Genomic DNA, 16,637 nt, shown 5'->3' with positions numbered 1-16,637 from the left:
AATCAGTAGAGAAATTTTATTAAATGTTATGAAACATTCGTGTACTACATCATACACGATTCGCTGTAAAAAGTGCGTGATGTGTTATGGATGCCACATGCAAAAGAGCCTCTCTATAGTAGAGAGGCTCCTTCATTTAAATAACTTTTAGAAACTATCGCCCGGAACTCGAACCCAGCCTTCCATTAAGACACGTGCACTACGACTCATAATGGCTTTTTTTACCACCCATTGGCCATTTGCAAGTTCAGCTTGAGCACCAACACGTAATGTTCCAGAAGGATGTCCAAAACGCACTGCTTCACGCTCGCCACCACCAGCTGCTAAATTTACCAATGTACCCGGAATGGCAGCAGCCGTACCAATTGCTACTGCTGCTGTTCCCATCATGGCATGGTGAAGTTTACCCATCGACAAAGCACGAACCAGTAAGTCGACATCATTTTCTGAAACGTTTTTACCGCTTGAAGCTGTATAATTTTTCGGTTTAGAAACAAAAGCAATTTTTGGTGTGTGCTGACGCGCAGCTGCTTCTGAAATATCTTTAATTAAACCCATTTGTACAGCCCCATATGCACGAATTTTTTCAAAACGTGCCAATGCTGCTGCATCACCATTAATATGATCTTGCAACTCTGTACCTTGATAACCCAAATCTTCTGCATTTAAGAAAATGGTTGGAATACCTGCATTAATAAATGTTGCTTGAAAACTGCCAATCTCAGGTACATCTAGTTGGTCGACCACATTTCCTGTTGGGAACATATCGCCGCCTTCTTCACCATCATCGGCAGGGTCTAGAAACTCAATTTGAACTTCAGCAGCAGGGAAAGTCACTCCATCCAGTTCGAAGTCACCAGTTTCTTGAACTTGACCATTGCTAATAGGTACATGCGCAATAATGGTTTTTTGAATATTTTTTTGCCAAATTCGAACAGTACAGAGACCATTTTCAGGAATTCGATTTGCATCAACCAAACCATTTGAAATCGCAAATGAGCCAACCGCAGCAGTTAAATTACCGCAGTTACCGCTCCAGTCCACAAAAGGCTGATCTATTGAAACCTGTCCAAACAAATAGTCGACATCATGATCTGGCTGGGTACTTTTAGCCAAAATAACAGTTTTACTTGTACTTGAAGTCGCTCCACCCATTCCATCAATTTGTTTACCATAAGGGTCTGGACTACCAATGACACGTAGTAAGAGTTGATCTCTTGCTTGACCTGCCACCTGAGCTCTTTCCGGCAAATCATCAACTTTAAAAAATACACCTTTACTGGTTCCACCACGCATGTAAGTTGCTGGAATTTTAATTTGCGGTACTGAGCTCATATCAACTGTTATCCTTACTATTGTGTTTTTATATCTCGAAACAAACAGACTTGTTTAGTCATTCGCTTCATCTTAAATCGTTTTGTGATCTAGAGATAGCGTTATGCTTTTATACATCAATCGTATTGACGCAGACTTATTTTGAGAATTTAGATTCATGCTCGCAATGACCGAATTAAGCAAAATCATGAAAAAAAGAGTCTATCAAAAAATATATTTTTAGAATATTTTCCAATCATTTTTGCATTATTAAAAGCAAGTTAATGATTTTAAATATTTTTTATTGTTACTTTTCAGTCACCGCTTGTTAATTTGTAGTCTAGGCTAAAATAAATCCATCTATTAGAATAATTTACTTATTCATAGTGAGTGAAGACCTTTGACCAACGAATCTTCTACACTGCAACGAGGACTAAAAAATCGACATATCCAATTAATTGCTATGGGTGGAGCAATTGGTACCGGATTATTTTTAGGCTCGGCGCAAGTGATTCAATCTGCGGGACCATCCATTATTTTAGGATATGCCATTGGCGGCTTAATCGCATTTTTGATTATGCGTCATTTGGGAGAAATGATTGTTGAAGAACCTGTTGCAGGATCGTTCAGCCATTTTGCTTATAAATATTGGGGGAAATTTCCCGGATTTTTAGCTGGATGGAATTATTGGATACTCTACGTTCTGGTCGCGATGAGCGAACTTACTGCGGTAGCCAAATATATTAATTATTGGTGGCCTCATATTCCAGCGTGGACGTCTGTCTTATTTTTCTTTGTCGTGATTACGGCAATTAACCTAACAAACGTCAAATTTTATGGTGAGTCCGAATTCTGGCTCGCTATTATTAAAGTTGTTGCGGTTATCTCAATGATTATTTTTGGACTTTACTTGCTATTTACAGCAGATGTAGGTTCAAGCATTTCATTTAGCAACCTTTGGACACATGGTGGATTCTTTCCAAATGGCTTTAGTGGCCTGTTCTACATGTTGGCTTTCTTGATGTTCGCCTTTGGTGGTATTGAACTGATTGGTATGGCTGCGGCAGAAGCAAAAGATCCGAAAAAAACCATTCCAAAAGCAATTAACCAAGTTGTTTTCCGTATCTTGATTTTCTATATCGGTTCATTGGCAATTTTACTTTCATTAGTGCCATGGAACCAATTAGATCTTGGCGGTCTCGATAAAAGTCCATTTGTTATGATCTTTAGTCAAATGGGTATTGGTTGGGCTGCACACTTACTTAACTTTATTATTTTAACCGCTGCCCTCTCTGTTTATAACAGCGGGATGTTTGCCAATAGCCGTATGCTTTACGGTTTAGCTCAACAAGGTAATGCGCCAAAAATCTTCAAGAAAGTAAACAAACAAGGTGTACCTGTACCAGCAGTTTTGTTGTCTGCATTACTTATTTTTGGCTGTGTTCTGTTAAATTATTTTGTACCTGAAGATGCTTTAAGCCACTTAATGTACATTGTAGTTGGCGCATTGGTGTTGAACTGGGCGATGATCAGTATGACTCACCTTAAGTTTAAATCAGCAATGAAAAAACTCGGTCAAAAAACTCACTTCCCTGCACTTTGGGCACCATTTAGTAACTATTTGGTTTTAGGTTTCATTGCTGTTGTACTCTACATTATGTGGAGCCAAGGCTTTAAAGAGTCTGTAATGATGATTCCGATCTGGATTGTTCTTATGTTTATTTTGTTTAAAGTACTCAATGCTAAAGAACAATAATCTGAACATTTGTACTTAAAACATGAAAAAAGCCATTGTCTCGACAATGGCTTTTTTATTTAAGGCTCTAAGATTAAAACCATATTTGAATGTCTATTTAGAGCCACTGTTTCGTATCATCAGCGACAGGTGTACCATGAATAACATGCATAATCATTGCATGCGCAATACTGCCTTTAAATGGAATTTCAGGTAATTGATCAAGTTTGAAAAATTGTGCATCACTGAGCTCTTTCTCCTGAATTTCAATTTCGCCCGCTTCATATTCAGCTTTAAAAGCCAACATTAAGTTACTCGGAAATGGCCATGGTTGACTCGCCAAATACTGAATATTCTTAATGTGCAATCCAACTTCTTCTAATGTTTCACGTCGCACAGCATCTTCTAGTGTTTCCCCTACCTCGACAAAGCCAGCGATTAAACTGTACATCTGGGTTGTATTTCTGGCATTTTTAGCCAGCAAAATCTCGTTCTCTCCACGTGTAATAATAGTAATCACACAAGGGTTAACTCTAGGATATTGACTAAAATTACATGCAGGACAAGTCATAGAATATTCAGTCTTATGCTGCTGGGTTTTATGTCCGCAACGACTACAAAACTGATGATTACGACGCCACTCTAGTAACTGAAAAGCACGACTCGCCTGTTCAAACTGCGATTTAGTCCAATACTGCAAGAGTTGGCGGATAGGTATGAACTGATATCCATTTGGTATAGGTTCACCTTCTTGGAAATCTCTTGCTATTACTTGAGGGTCTGCTTGTATATGTAAATCATGTTCCTGCTGTTGAAGGCAAGGCAAATTAAAATTCGCATCAACCAAAAGTTGTTGCTGCTGAAAAATATAAGCAATAGGAAGGTTGTTGGTATCCATTTATATACTCGAGTGAAGAACCTTTCGACGGCCTCTATAGCTCCTTCAAAAGGATCAGACTTAAAACATATTTTTCAAAAATCTTACGCATACTGGCAAACATCTTCAATTTATTTAATTTGTATCTTTTTGATTAAAATCACATTTTATTCACGCATGCTATGCTTTTAAGTTATATCTATGACTTTATAGCTAACTGACCAGTGATGAACTTAGAAGCACTGCTTCACATAAAATTGATCTCTAAAAATTTAGACTAGTTTTAGTCCCATCTCATGAAGCAAAAATATGCGATTTGGTTTAATTCTGGGTGATCAATTAAATCACCAACTCGCAACGCTCAAGTATTTAAACCCAAATGAAGACGTTATCTTGATGGCTGAAGTACTTGAGGAAACATCTTATGTTGCTCATCATCCACAAAAAATAGCGCTGATTTTTAGTGCAATGCGACACTTTGCAAAAGAATTAAAAGCACAGGGCTGGAAAATCCTTTATCACACATTTAAGCGCGAAAGTCATATAAAAAAGTTAGTCGACTTTATTGCTTTGCAGCAGCAACACTTCTTCGCGAATGCTCTCGTCGTTACCCAATGTGGTGAGTATCGCTTACAGCATGAAATCGATACTTCATGGTCTAACTCACTAAAACTACCTGTTATTTGTTTAGAAGATGATCGTTTCTTTTGTACCGTAGAACAATTCAAGCAATGGGCAAACAAATATAAAACGCTAAGGATGGAATACTTTTACCGAGAAATGCGCAAGCAAACTCACTATTTAATGCATGACCAACAACCCGTAGGCGGGCAATGGAACTTTGATCAAGCCAATCGAAAAGCGTGGTCAGGCAATCCACCTTTGCCACCAAAATTAACCTTTGAGCATGATCAAATTGATATAGATGTTATTCAACTGGTCAAGAAAGAATTTTCTCAACATATCGGCAATATCGATTCCTTTCAATGGGCAACAACCCGTCAAAATGCCTTACTTGCTTTAGACCATTTTATTTCTAACAGCTTGCCCCACTTTGGCGATTATCAAGATGCTATGGTTTATGGTTCAGACTTTATGTTTCATAGCCTGCTCTCGCCTTATTTAAATTGTGGATTGTTATTACCAAAAGAGGTATGTGACGCTGCCCAAACAGCGTATTACAACGGACAGGCTCCCTTAAATGCAGTAGAAGGATTTATTCGTCAGATTTTAGGATGGCGGGAATATGTGCGTGGAATCTATTGGTTGTCTATGCCTGGCTATAGCGATCAAAATACCCTTCATGCCACCACGCCGCTGCCACAATATTACTGGACAGGTGATACAAAAATGGCATGTATGGCCGAGTGTTTCAGAAATACCTTTGAACATGGCTATGCTCACCATATTCAGCGTTTAATGATTACAGGCAACTTTGCACTTTTAGCAGGTGTAAATCCATCTGAAATTTGCGAATGGTATTTAGCTGTCTATGTCGATGCTTATGAATGGGTTGAGTTACCGAATACATTAGGCATGGCCATGTATGCAGATGGCGGCACCATGGCAAGTAAACCCTATGCTGCATCAGGTAATTACATACATAAAATGTCAAATTATTGTCAGCACTGTACATATAACGTCAAAACCAAAACTGAACCAGACAGTTGTCCATTTAACAGCTTGTATTGGTATTTTATGAGCCAGCATGAGGCCATATTTCGTCAAAATCCCAGAATGGCGATGGTCTACAAAAACCTTGATCGTATGAAAGATAAAGCTTCTGTTATGCAGCATGCAAAGTTACTTATTCATCAACTTGATGAGCTTTAAGATCATGAAAAAACAGCATCTAGCCCAGAAAATATGTGTCTATTGTCAACGCCCTTTTGACTGGCGAAAGAAATGGGAACGTTGCTGGGAAGAAGTAAAATATTGCTCTGAAAGATGTAAACGACAAGCCCGCTCAAATAAGTAAATATTTCACGCGATTGTTTTAACTGATTCAACACTACTCTTCATGTTGAATCAGTTGTCTTTCAATTGATTATATTTGATGCTCTTAAGCATATTTATACTGGCGAGAACAGTAAGCTCTTTCAACTTCTGGTGAACGTAATTGCTGATGCTTGGTTTTACGCCCTGCCATACGCTTGCGCCAGAGTTTAAAACTGCTCGATTTTAAGTTGTATCTCATTAAACGAATAACTTCACTTTCACGCAAGCCATACTCTCGCTCAATTGCTTCAAATGGGGTTCGATCTTCCCATGCCATTTCAATAATTCTAGATAAGTCCTGTTCATCAATTTTTTTCATGTTATGCCCTTTTAAATTATGCTGTAACCAAATCTGATTCTTTAACAAAGAACCTTTCTGAAATAGCTTCACTTACCCGATTGCTTGCCTTGAATGTTTTCGTGTTTTGCTTCAGATCATAGAAAGGCAAACATGAATTTTTTGTGATTTTTTAGCTTTATAAACTCTATTTTTTATATAAGACATAAACAGTTCTAAAACCTTTGAGTGGTTTAACTTTTTATTAACCACTATGGTAAAATTTTTAATACCTAAAACATGAAAAAAAAGCCATTGCCTTGGCAATAGCTTTTTCGTTTATAATCATTAAATTATGCGCCCTTAGCTTAACTGGATAGAGCAGTTGCCTCCTAAGCGACCGACGTGGGTTCGAGTCCCGCAGGGCGCACATATAATATAAATAGTCTAGTTGAAGACCATATATAAGATAATAATGAACATTTATCTTTTTGTAGAAAAAGATAATAGATAAGGAGTATCAATTATATCTTCTATAAAATTTTCAATATTCCTTAAATTCACTTTTGGCAATACAACCATATTTTCATAAAAAAAATATTGATTTGAATTTAAGTCATCTTCTATTGTTTGATTTAATCTGATTGGATCATAAAAATTGAAAGTATATATTTTATCAAATATCTTAATATCTACTGCAAAACATCCTTTCGACTCAATCTCCCAAGCATACTCAGAAAAATCATCGGATAAATTTAGAATATAATTTCTCATATAGTTCCAATTTTTAAATTTTCATATATAAATTTAATCACAGTAACTTAGATTTAAAATCCATTTTTTAGTTTCCAAGAGATCTTGTTGAATCTTTCTTTGATCATTTAAATATCTATTATCTATAAAATATTTAACTTGACATAAATTATTTTTATCATAAAGAGTTAAATCCTTTTCTGAGATTCTCCTCATATCTTGTGCAATAAGTAATAAAGGAACATATATATCCACATCTTTTTGTTTTTGTAACTCTTTAATTATATAGACATAATTAGCTAGATTCACAACAGTTGATACATTAAAACCTTGCTGAAAATAATACTCGTTATTGATTTCTGCAGCTCTACAACCACTAAGAAAAACAATCAAACATACTAAAAAAGCTCTCATATTATTTCCTTTATCTAAATAAAACCTGATAGCTTTATTTTAAAATACTTTTATTTCACATCTTTTATATAAAAATTTAGAACTATTTAGTTCCCATATCATAACCGTCACATTATATTTACCCCTAAGGCACAAGTACACTGTAGTGATGTCTATAGATGATAAACTATAGACCCAGAGTTCTGAACAATACTCGATTCAACAGCTCTTACTATTTACAACTATTTTATCCTCATTTAAATAATATAACCCACGTAATTATAGGCTATAATATTAATTTCATCTTCACCCATATTAAACTTCTATAACCCATTAATATTAAATAATTTTAACCTTTATCCTTAATGTAAACTCTATTAAGTAATGGAGAAACGCCCAATTTCTCTTCTACTACCCAATTACAAGTATCTTCATCTTTTAATTTATCAAGAATATAAATGGATACTATCTCATTTCCAGCTTTGTAAAGCTCTTCACTAATAATTTTTTCTCTTTCATTAGTAAAAACTATATCTTGAAAAATTTCTTTATTCGTTCCATTTACTTTAATTGTAATCATTATATTCCCCTCTATAAAAGGATTTTCTTCATTAATCCCAACTATTACTCCTTTTACACAATAAGTTTCTATATTGCCATTTTTGATATTTTCCCACCATTCAGCTGTTGCATATAAACCTTTGTCACCCTTAAGCCCCATAGTTGTTCCCTTATCCAACGTAGTTTTCTGTATATTTTTGATATAATTTTTATCCATCAAGATTGAAGAAGATGATCTTAAATCAAATACCAACTTATACCCTTGCTCAAGTAGATTTATATCTTCCATTTTTATCATTTTAATATTCTCCTATTTCTTACTTATTATGCTGATTTTGCATCATTTATCATTTTCAAATTTACACCTAATACATTATTTATTATAAAAAAAATAGGACTTAATAAAAGCCCTATTTTTTTAACCAGTATGTTTAATCCTTCACTTCAGCCAACAACGTTTCAGCTGCAAGTTTTCCTAAATTATTAGAAGCAAGCGGACTATCGCCTGTTAATAATTTACGATCTCTATGACATTGACCTGTAATGCCAGTGTTCAGAATCTTCACACCGAGTTTTTCAAGGTTCTCACCGACTAACCACGGTAAAGCTCCCGGCATATAACCGATATCAATATTTGCCCCCTTATCTAAGGAATCAGGGAATACACAAATTTGATAATCTTTAAAAATGTAATTCTCAGGTTGTTCATCTACTGCCGCAGCAAGCAGCGAAGCTGGACCATGACATAAAGTAATTATAAATTTGTCTTGTTCAACTGCCCATTTCAGAACTTTTTTGACATCCAAGCTATGTGGAATCTTAGCTAAAACACCATGCCCACCCGGAATAAATATAGCCGCATATGGAGAGTTTTCCCCCACTGCATTTTCTAAAATATCGCCAAGTTTTAGCGGATTTTTTAATTTATCTGCATATTTCTGGAAAGTATCTAATACTACCTGCTCTTGCTTTGGCATTGCCCACATTTCAAGTTTGGCTGGATTACCGGAAAGTGTCGCAACATCAATTTCAAAACCAGCATTATCTAAATGAAACATCGGCAAAAGCATTTCTACTGGATGGTTTCCGGTAGAAAAGAACTTACCGTTTTGCATCTGGATATAACGCTCATCAGTTGCAATCATTAAGACCTTTTTATTACCTGTATACGGCGTTGGGTAGGTCGTACCGTCGTAATCTGTTTTAGGAGAAGTATATTGGCTCAGTGAGTATGGTGATGGGAAGAATGCATTATCTTCTGCCAAATCTGGAGTCGGATTTTTATCATTTGATGCTGGGGTATTCATTGTTACCATCCTTTAGAATTGAAGAACGAAATAACAGCTTTAAGCCAGTTATTATTTCTTAGTACATGTATATTTAGATCAACAAACTGGTGCAACACGCCAATAGAATTTGGCAATTTTTATATAGAAATAGGCACAATTAATAATTATAAATTTCAGTTTAGGCAAACATGACGTTCACCTAAACTATCACAGATTAAATTAAGTATTAATCTCTAAAACGATCTTTCCAATATGGTCACCTTGTTCCATACATGCATGGGCACTTTGTACATCTGAAAAATCATAAGTTTTATAGATTTGCGGTAAGCACTTGCCTTGCGCTAATAACGGCCACACATGTTCATGTAATGACTGAGCAATCTGGGCTTTTTCTTGGCTATTACGTGCTCGCATGGTTGAGCCAGTAATGGTTGCACGTTTTAAAATCAGTTTCTGCAAATCAAATTCTTTTGCAATTCGACCGCCCATAAAACCAATAATCACAAGTCGACCATCACGTTTTAATAGATTTAAGTTTTTCGAGAAATATGAACCACCCACAATATCCAAAATCACATCAACACCTGGGTCTTGGGTGTGTTTCAAAATTTCTTGCTCAAAATCTTGGGTTTTATAGTTAATTGCAGTCGTTAAGTTAGAGAGTGCTGCAACTTTATCTTCACTTCCAACTGTAGCAAAAGTTTTAATCCCTAAAGCATGGCAAATCGCTAAAGCTGTGGTCCCAATACCACTTGCACCACCATGAATCAGTGCTGTTTCGTTTTCTTTTAAACGGCCGATATCAAACAGGTTTGCCCAAACTGTAAAGAATGTTTCCGGAATCGCAGCAGCTTGGGTAAATGTTAGATTTTCAGGTATTGGCAATACTTGCGTTGCAGTGACAGCACAGTATTCTGCATAACCACCACCGTTGGTTAAAGCACAAACCTTGTCTCCAACTTTGAACTGTTGCACCTGTTCACCTACAGCAACCACGACCCCAGCGACTTCAAGACCCGGAATTTGCGTAACACCTTTAGGCATTGGGTATAAACCCATACGCTGCAATACGTCTGGACGGTTAATTCCAGCAGCTTTTACCTCAATTAACACTTCATCTGCTTGAGGAACAGGAACATCTGAATCTTGAAGTTTTAAGACCTCAGGTCCGCCAGGAACCGTAATTTCAACAATTTTCATGGTTGTTGGAAGACTCATTGATATGCTCCATGTTTGGTTTATATTTTAAATGTATTGATTTACTTTAATTCATTGAAGATTTAGGTGGAACTCCAAACAGCCGTTTAAACTCTCGACTAAACTGTGAAGCACTTACATACCCAACCTGATAGGCGGCTTCAGCAACACCCATTTGATTATTTAAGATTAAATCACGTGCCTTATGTAATCGAGTAATCTTAATGTACTGTAATGGAGAATAGTTCGTGACTTTCTTAAACGCTTGATGAAAAAGAGAGACACTCATTCCTGCTTGTTTAGCAAGTTCCTGAACCGTTAAATTATGATAGTAATCTCTTTGAATAATTTCACAAATTGTATAAATCACACTATTTCGACTTATCATAGCCGAAAGATTTTCGATTAAATCGCGACTACCTGCCTGCAAAACCCGATAAATGAGTTCTCGTTTTATCTGTTCTCCCAATATCGCAGTATCTTGTTTAGAACGAAGTAAATTCAACAAGCGTAAAGCAACCTCAGATATTACCGTGTTCATGTCTATAATATTTAAACCACAACTGAGCTTTATATCTCTTTTTTCAAGCTCATCTATAGATGGCTGCTGGTCTTTATCCATTTTAGTGGCTAAATCAGCCATCATTTGCGTTTCAAACTTAATCGCAATTGCCAGCATCGGTTCATTTTCAACCAACGTATCGCAGTCAAAAGGAATAGCTATCGAGATGAGTAAACACTGGCCTTGTTGAAACTGAAAAGTATCTTTCCCGATATAACCACGCTTTACGCCTTGTATGACTAAAACAATTGAAGGCTCTTGTAATACAGCAACAGGTTGTGTGGAATGATCTACCCTCATAAGGGTGATGTTTGAAATATAGGTAGGATACAGCCCTTCTTGAGGAGCCAAATATAAAAAAGCCTCTACCAATCTTTTCATCAAATCATTCTGTTGCATTGCTTTATTTTTTACGGGCTATTTAAGATTTACTATATCAATCAAACTAAAAGGGAAAAGTATTTCTTGGTAGTACTTTGTATAAATAAGCAAGTTAAAGCTATTTTTAGGCATAAAAAAACCTAGAAGATTCTAGGTTTTTTTATTCAATCTGATGATTAAGCAGATAAGTTAAAGAACATTGCTGCAATCAAAATAATGACACCGAGCACAATACGGTACCAAGCAAATACGCGTAGCGTATGGCGTTCAACAAAAAGTACTAGTGCCTTTACTACAAATAAAGCTGCAATAAATGCTGCAACAAAACCAACACCAATATTAATCATATTGTCTGAGGTCAACACATCAGCATTTTTAATTAAGTCAAATGTCGCTGCACCTAACATGGTCGGCATTGCAAGGAAGAATGAAAATTCTGTTGCGGCTTTACGTGATAAACCTGCAAACATCCCGCCTACAATTGTCGCACCTGAACGAGATGTTCCCGGAATCATCGCAACACATTGAGCAAGACCAACTAAAAATGCCTGCTTAAACGTGATTTTTGTTGCATCTAATGTTTTATGCTCAAACTGTTTAGATTCAACCCAGAAAATAATCAGTGCGCCAACAATGAGGGCAATCGCAACCACAATTGGGCTAAACAAAACGCTTTTAATAAAATCGACGGCTAAAACACCAATAATCACTGCTGGGAAAAAAGCAATTAATACACTAAAAGCAAAATGACGCGACTCTACATCGCCACTAAAGAAGCCTTTAATCAAGTTAATAATTTTTTGTCGATATAACCAGCATACTGCCAAAATAGCACCTAACTGGATCACTACTTCGAATACACGACCACCATCTGAATGGAAATCGATAATATGACCAAATAAAATCAAATGGCCAGTACTGGAAATTGGTAAAAATTCAGTTAAACCTTCAACAAATCCTAGAAATAGTGCTTTTATAACTTCAAAATTTTCCATCACTTGCTCAAAAAGTTAATCACTAGAAAGGTCTAAAAAGTTGTTTTATATCATGGATAAACCAATACTTTGGCCTAATTCATGTTCAATATCAGATCATTTCTAGCATTTTGGTTATTGCCTTTAATTAAAGGCCGATTATTTAAAGTGCAATAATGTATCACATCATTATGACAAACTTAGGTTAACTATCGTAAAAAGATAAAATCTAATCAAAAACAAATCATCTTCTAGTTATACATAAAAGTTCTTACACTCAAGCAAGCCAAGAAACCATCTTAAAACATCAAACAAACATGATATTATTTCAAGCATATGTCATTTATATTTAAAATTTAAACAAAATGAAAAATACTAAAATCAACGCACGTCATCTGATTATCGATCTCTTTCTTTCCTCTGCTTACCCTCAACTTACGATTAAACAAATTTTGGTGGCTGCCAAACTGTTTAACTTAAGTGAAAACGGTATTCGAGTTGCGACAACCCGTTTATTAAATGAAGGTATGATTGAAAGCGTAGAACGCGGAATCTATCAACTTTCACCTTCTACGAAAGATTGGGCAAAAGTAATTCTCAATCGTAAAAATGGTATTAAACAAACTAAAGAATGGCAGCAACATTATCTTGCTGTTTTTACAGGCACACTGGGCCGTATAGACCGAACTGCTCTTAAAAAACGTGAACGTGTGCTGCGTCAATTTGGTTTTAAAGAATTAGAAACGGGTATTTACATCCGCCCAGACAATTTAGCTTATAGTTTTGAAAAAACCTGTGAGGAGCTTGTTTTAGCTGGGCTAGAGAAAGAAGCAAAAATTTGTATTATTCACTATTTCGAACCCTCAACGCTTAAGCAAATTTTTTCTTTATGGGATACCAAACAACTCGAAAAAAATTATGAAATGTATAGTCGAGATATCACACACTGGCTTGAGAACTATACTCATCTCTCCTTAAATGATGCTGCAGTTAAAGCCCTTCTTTTAGGTAGGGAAACGATTGCATTACTCATGAATGATCCCCTATTACCAGCTCCATTTGTAAATGAGTCTGCGCGTAATCAATTTGCTCAGGATGTACAGCAGCTAGACGCGATTGGCCAAAAACTTTGGAAAAAAATATATGAACAAGAATTAAACCTATAGTCATCTGATTTATTTTTTTACAAACAAATATTTCACTTTTTAAATTTTTATAACTATATTTGTAATATAAAATATAGATACCAAACTCTAATTTGGGAGAATAACAATGAATACACAGGTAAGTGTTACGGACCTATTTAGCAGAGAAGAAATACAAGAGCTTACCGAACCTTCAGATGCCTATGGTGCTTGGGCTGTTGCCAGTACATGGGCTGTTATTGGTGGAACATTCGCCAGCTTAATCATGATGTGGGATTACTTACCGAGTTGGGGTAAATTATTAGCATGTATGCTTGCCTTAGCAATCTTGGCGGGTCGTCAGTTATGTCTTGCAATTCTAATGCACGACGCGTCTCACAAAAGTCTGTTCAAAAATAAGAAAATAAATGATTTCGTCGGTGAATGGCTATGCGCCCGCCCCATCTGGAATGATCTTCAAAAATATCGTATACACCATGTTCGTCACCATGCAAAAACGTCTACTCCAGATGACCCAGATCTTTCTTTAGTTGCTGGTTTTCCTGTCAGTAAAAAATCTCTAACTCGTAAATTCTTACGGGACTTAACAGGTATGACTGGCTTAAAGTTTAGCTTAGGTCGAGTTTTAATGGATCTGGATGTCATGAAATGGACTGTTGCCAATGACCAAATTTGGTTAGACCGCAGTCATAAAAATTTCGTTGACTATGCAAAGAGTATTGCAAAAAACAGTACGGGCGCTATTGCAACCAATCTGGCACTTTATGGTGTTCTAAAAGCATTTGGTCAGCAACGTTTTTATTGGTTATGGCCTCTGGCTTATTTAACCCCATTCCCACTTTTTTTACGTATTCGCTCTATGGCAGAACATGCTGGAATGCAAACCAGCAATACTGCTTTAACCAATACTCGAACAACCAAAGCTGGGTGGATCGCGAGAAGTTTTGTTGCACCAATCCACGTAAACTACCATATGGAACATCATTTAATGGCTTCAGTGCCATATTTTAAATTACCGCGTATGCACAAAGTATTAAGAGAACGAGGTCATGTTCCAGTCCCACCTAGCTATTTTGAAGTGATTCATTCACTTTCATCAAAACAAGAATCATCAACTTAATGCTTATTTAGAAGACCACTTTCAAATTTGTGGTCTTCTTTATTATTCACGTATATCTAATTTTTTTAGTTTTAACTGAGTTTGATAATACTTCGGTGTCACTCCCATCCAGCGTTTAAATGCGCGAGTGAAATGGGATGTATCTGCATAACCTAAACTTAAAGCCACAGCTTCAATTGATATTGCACTATTTTCTAAAAGATCTTGTGCTTGCTGCTTTCGAGTTAGATCAACTAATACTGAAAAACTTGTATTTTCGGTTGCCAAATACCGCTGTAGGCTCCGCTCTGACATATTCATCATGTGAGCGACTTGCTTAACTTTTAACATTTCCCCCTGACTATTGATCAATAATTTTTTAATTAGGTGGCTAATTTCTACTTTCCATCCGCTGCGTAACTTCAATTTATCGATATCTTTTTTACACTGTGCTTTTAGTAAAGGTGTAAGCATCGGGTCGGCAGTTAGGATAGGCTGCGATAAATATTCTTTTGGAAAAATCCAGAAATTCTGTTTTTCATTAAATAAACAATCTACACCCAATTCGTCTTTTAGTTTTGAAAAACCGACGGGTTCAGACATATTTAACTTAACGGTACCTAAAAATGATAATCCTGTTAGATGCTTCGCGATTTGAACAAAACCTAATAATAAAAAAATACTAGCATTTGGACTCAACTGAAAAGCTTTCAAAGGCTGGCGTATAGACCAGTAAATATAATCTTGTTCTTGTTTTAACTCTGGCTTAAAGGGACTGTTCTAAATTTTGTGTAAGTACTTAATTTTCATTTATCCTTCAGAGGATAATTACAAAAGGTACTTCACATGGATGAAGCAACAATCAAAAGTATGGCTGCCGAATTGGCTAAAGGTCTAAAAACACCAGAAGACTTAAACCAAATGACAGCAGTCTTTAAAAAATTCATGATTGAAACTGCACTCAATACTGAACTTTCAGACCATCTCGGTTATGAAAAGCATCAGCCCAAGAAAGGCTCAAATAGCCGTAATGGGTTTAGTTCTAAAACCATTACAACTCAAGATGGACAACTGGCTTTAGATATTCCCCGTGATCGAGAAGGTTCATTTGAGCCACAAATTATCAAAAAGCACCAAACACGCATCACCAGTATGGATGACCAAATCCTCTCACTGTATGCAAAAGGAATGACTAATAGGGAAATTGTAGCCTTCTTCAAAGAAATGTACGATGCCGATGTGTCAGCATCTCTCATCAGCAAAGTTACCGATGCTGTGATTGAGCAAGTGACTGAGTGGCAAAATAGAGCCTTAGATAGCCTTTATCCTGTTGTCTATCTTGACTGTATTGTTGTCAAAGTCCGTCAGCACTCCAATGTGATTAACAAGTCCGTATACCTTGCTTTAGGCATCAATATGGATGGGCAAAAAGAATTACTGGGTATGTGGATTGCTCAGACAGAAGGTGCCAAATTCTGGCTGTCAGTCATGACAGAGCTAAAAAATCGAGGAGTACAGGACATTCTTGTTGCCTGTGTAGATGGATTAAAAGGCTTCCCTGACGCGATAGCCTCTGTTTACCCTCATACTGATATTCAACTGTGTATCGTGCATGTTGTACGCAATAGCCTGAGATTTGTAAGCTGGAAAGACTACAAAGCTGTTACGTCGGGTCTGAAAGCGATTTATCAGGCAAGTACAGAGGAAAATGCTTTAAAATCCCTAGACATCTTCTGTGATCAATGGAATCACCAGTATCCCAAAATTGGAGAATCCTGGCGGGCCAATTGGGAAAATATCCGAACGATCTTTAGCTATCCAGCCGAAATACGTCATGCAATTTATACAACAAATGCGATTGAGTCGTTGAATAGCGTAATACGCCATTCAACGAAGAAAAGGAAAATCTTTTCATCTGATGACTCAGTAAAGAAGGTCATTTACTTAGCAACATCAAATGCTGCGAAGAAATGGACGATGCCAATTCAAAATTGGCGTTTAGCAATGAATTGGTTTACGATTCAGTTCGATGATCGATTAAAAGATCATTTATAAAAAATGGAACTTACACAAAATAATTTA

The 16,637-nt window shown here is 36.3% G+C and carries 16 protein-coding genes, 1 tRNA gene and 1 pseudogene; 7 read left to right on the top strand and 11 right to left on the bottom strand.

All coding sequences use genetic code 11. The annotated features are described in order from the left end of the window. Positions 1-147: 147 nt before the first annotated feature. A complete protein-coding gene (gene prpF / locus F985_RS23555) occupies positions 148-1,335 on the bottom strand; it encodes a 2-methylaconitate cis-trans isomerase PrpF (RefSeq protein WP_004705836.1) in 1,188 nt (395 codons plus the stop codon). A 379-nt stretch (positions 1,336-1,714) separates the two neighbouring features. Between prpF and F985_RS23550 the strand changes: the two genes are divergently transcribed. Next, entirely contained in the window at positions 1,715-3,070 is a 1,356-nt protein-coding gene (locus F985_RS23550) for an amino acid permease (RefSeq protein ID WP_004705835.1), read from the top strand. A 97-nt stretch (positions 3,071-3,167) separates the two neighbouring features. Here the strand turns inward: F985_RS23550 and nudC are convergent, their stop codons facing one another. Further along, positions 3,168-3,947, bottom strand: coding sequence for an NAD(+) diphosphatase (nudC, locus tag F985_RS23545; RefSeq protein WP_004705834.1), 780 nt, complete (start codon positions 3,945-3,947; stop codon positions 3,168-3,170). A gap of 288 nt (positions 3,948-4,235) precedes the next feature. Between nudC and F985_RS23540 the strand changes: the two genes are divergently transcribed. Further along, a complete protein-coding gene (locus F985_RS23540) occupies positions 4,236-5,759 on the top strand; it encodes a cryptochrome/photolyase family protein (protein WP_004705832.1) in 1,524 nt (507 codons plus the stop codon). Further along, a complete protein-coding gene (locus F985_RS25520; RefSeq protein ID WP_308738285.1) occupies positions 5,722-5,904 on the top strand; it encodes a DUF2256 domain-containing protein in 183 nt (60 codons plus the stop codon). Before F985_RS23540 ends, F985_RS25520 begins: the two co-directional genes overlap by 38 nt. Before the next feature lie 84 nt (positions 5,905-5,988). On the opposite strand, the gene F985_RS23535 is transcribed toward F985_RS25520, so the two are convergent. After that, the gene (locus F985_RS23535) at positions 5,989-6,243 is read right to left on the bottom strand and encodes a TIGR03643 family protein (protein WP_004705831.1); all 255 of its coding nucleotides are present in this window, start codon (positions 6,241-6,243) and stop codon (positions 5,989-5,991) included. Positions 6,244-6,558: 315 nt separating this feature from the next. Here F985_RS23535 and F985_RS23530 point away from each other — a divergent pair. Beyond that, positions 6,559-6,631: transfer RNA gene (locus F985_RS23530), tRNA-Arg, on the top strand. Between the two features lie 53 nt (positions 6,632-6,684). Here the strand turns inward: F985_RS23530 and F985_RS23525 are convergent. The 7 genes from F985_RS23525 to F985_RS23495 form a co-directional block, all read right to left on the bottom strand. Beyond that, positions 6,685-6,975 carry a hypothetical protein gene (locus F985_RS23525; RefSeq protein WP_004705830.1) on the bottom strand — a complete coding sequence of 97 codons (291 nt, stop codon included), beginning with the start codon at positions 6,973-6,975 and terminating at the stop codon, positions 6,685-6,687. Positions 6,976-7,008: 33 nt separating this feature from the next. After that, positions 7,009-7,368, bottom strand: a complete 360-nt coding sequence (locus F985_RS23520; protein ID WP_004705829.1) for a hypothetical protein — start codon at positions 7,366-7,368, stop codon at positions 7,009-7,011. A gap of 328 nt (positions 7,369-7,696) precedes the next feature. Beyond that, complete coding sequence (locus F985_RS23515; RefSeq protein WP_004705828.1) at positions 7,697-8,206, bottom strand: hypothetical protein; 510 nt, start codon at positions 8,204-8,206, stop codon at positions 7,697-7,699. Positions 8,207-8,339: 133 nt separating this feature from the next. Then, positions 8,340-9,215 carry a glyoxalase III HchA gene (hchA, locus tag F985_RS23510; protein ID WP_004705826.1) on the bottom strand — a complete coding sequence of 292 codons (876 nt, stop codon included), beginning with the start codon at positions 9,213-9,215 and terminating at the stop codon, positions 8,340-8,342. A gap of 201 nt (positions 9,216-9,416) precedes the next feature. Then, positions 9,417-10,415 (bottom strand): NAD(P)H-quinone oxidoreductase, encoded by a 999-nt coding sequence (locus tag F985_RS23505; RefSeq protein ID WP_004705825.1) that lies wholly within the window; start codon positions 10,413-10,415, stop codon positions 9,417-9,419. Between the two features lie 46 nt (positions 10,416-10,461). Further along, positions 10,462-11,355: an AraC family transcriptional regulator gene (locus F985_RS23500; protein WP_004705824.1), complete on the bottom strand. Its 894-nt coding sequence runs from the start codon at positions 11,353-11,355 to the stop codon at positions 10,462-10,464. 158 nt (positions 11,356-11,513) lie between these two features. Beyond that, positions 11,514-12,332 carry an undecaprenyl-diphosphate phosphatase gene (locus F985_RS23495; RefSeq protein ID WP_004705823.1) on the bottom strand — a complete coding sequence of 273 codons (819 nt, stop codon included), beginning with the start codon at positions 12,330-12,332 and terminating at the stop codon, positions 11,514-11,516. 344 nt (positions 12,333-12,676) lie between these two features. Here F985_RS23495 and F985_RS23490 point away from each other — a divergent pair, with 344 nt between their 5' ends. Both F985_RS23490 and F985_RS23485 read left to right on the top strand, forming a co-directional pair. Then, positions 12,677-13,477 carry a PaaX family transcriptional regulator C-terminal domain-containing protein gene (locus F985_RS23490; RefSeq protein ID WP_004705821.1) on the top strand — a complete coding sequence of 267 codons (801 nt, stop codon included), beginning with the start codon at positions 12,677-12,679 and terminating at the stop codon, positions 13,475-13,477. Positions 13,478-13,583: 106 nt separating this feature from the next. Then, a complete protein-coding gene (locus tag F985_RS23485) occupies positions 13,584-14,576 on the top strand; it encodes a fatty acid desaturase family protein (RefSeq protein ID WP_004705820.1) in 993 nt (330 codons plus the stop codon). A 42-nt stretch (positions 14,577-14,618) separates the two neighbouring features. Here the strand turns inward: F985_RS23485 and F985_RS23480 are convergent. Further along, positions 14,619-15,326, bottom strand: a pseudogene (locus F985_RS23480) (helix-turn-helix domain-containing protein); the annotation flags it as partial. Between the two features lie 75 nt (positions 15,327-15,401). Between F985_RS23480 and F985_RS23475 the strand changes: the two are divergent. Then, positions 15,402-16,610, top strand: a complete 1,209-nt coding sequence (locus F985_RS23475) for an IS256-like element ISAba26 family transposase (protein WP_000343018.1) — start codon at positions 15,402-15,404, stop codon at positions 16,608-16,610. Positions 16,611-16,637: the final 27 nt, after the last annotated feature.

This window comes from Acinetobacter seifertii (assembly GCF_000368065.1).
Lineage (GTDB): Bacteria > Pseudomonadota > Gammaproteobacteria > Pseudomonadales > Moraxellaceae > Acinetobacter > Acinetobacter seifertii.
This window is presented reverse-complemented; position numbering and strand designations above follow the sequence as displayed.

What these genes read in the sequence shown, in the direction of transcription:
- prpF (WP_004705836.1), bottom strand. Translation starts at nt 1,335, where the DNA reads ATGAGCTCAGTACCGCAAATTAAAATTCCAGCAACTTACATGCGTGGT.
- nudC (WP_004705834.1), bottom strand. Translation starts at nt 3,947, where the DNA reads ATGGATACCAACAACCTTCCTATTGCTTATATTTTTCAGCAGCAACAA.
- F985_RS23540 (WP_004705832.1), top strand. Translation starts at nt 4,236, where the DNA reads ATGCGATTTGGTTTAATTCTGGGTGATCAATTAAATCACCAACTCGCA.
- F985_RS25520 (WP_308738285.1), top strand. Translation starts at nt 5,722, where the DNA reads ATGCAAAGTTACTTATTCATCAACTTGATGAGCTTTAAGATCATGAAA.
- F985_RS23535 (WP_004705831.1), bottom strand. Translation starts at nt 6,243, where the DNA reads ATGAAAAAAATTGATGAACAGGACTTATCTAGAATTATTGAAATGGCA.
- F985_RS23525 (WP_004705830.1), bottom strand. Translation starts at nt 6,975, where the DNA reads ATGAGAAATTATATTCTAAATTTATCCGATGATTTTTCTGAGTATGCT.
- F985_RS23520 (WP_004705829.1), bottom strand. Translation starts at nt 7,368, where the DNA reads ATGAGAGCTTTTTTAGTATGTTTGATTGTTTTTCTTAGTGGTTGTAGA.
- F985_RS23515 (WP_004705828.1), bottom strand. Translation starts at nt 8,206, where the DNA reads ATGATAAAAATGGAAGATATAAATCTACTTGAGCAAGGGTATAAGTTG.
- hchA (WP_004705826.1), bottom strand. Translation starts at nt 9,215, where the DNA reads ATGAATACCCCAGCATCAAATGATAAAAATCCGACTCCAGATTTGGCA.
- F985_RS23505 (WP_004705825.1), bottom strand. Translation starts at nt 10,415, where the DNA reads ATGAGTCTTCCAACAACCATGAAAATTGTTGAAATTACGGTTCCTGGC.
- F985_RS23500 (WP_004705824.1), bottom strand. Translation starts at nt 11,355, where the DNA reads ATGCAACAGAATGATTTGATGAAAAGATTGGTAGAGGCTTTTTTATAT.
- F985_RS23495 (WP_004705823.1), bottom strand. Translation starts at nt 12,332, where the DNA reads ATGGAAAATTTTGAAGTTATAAAAGCACTATTTCTAGGATTTGTTGAA.
- F985_RS23490 (WP_004705821.1), top strand. Translation starts at nt 12,677, where the DNA reads ATGAAAAATACTAAAATCAACGCACGTCATCTGATTATCGATCTCTTT.
- F985_RS23485 (WP_004705820.1), top strand. Translation starts at nt 13,584, where the DNA reads ATGAATACACAGGTAAGTGTTACGGACCTATTTAGCAGAGAAGAAATA.
- F985_RS23475 (WP_000343018.1), top strand. Translation starts at nt 15,402, where the DNA reads ATGGATGAAGCAACAATCAAAAGTATGGCTGCCGAATTGGCTAAAGGT.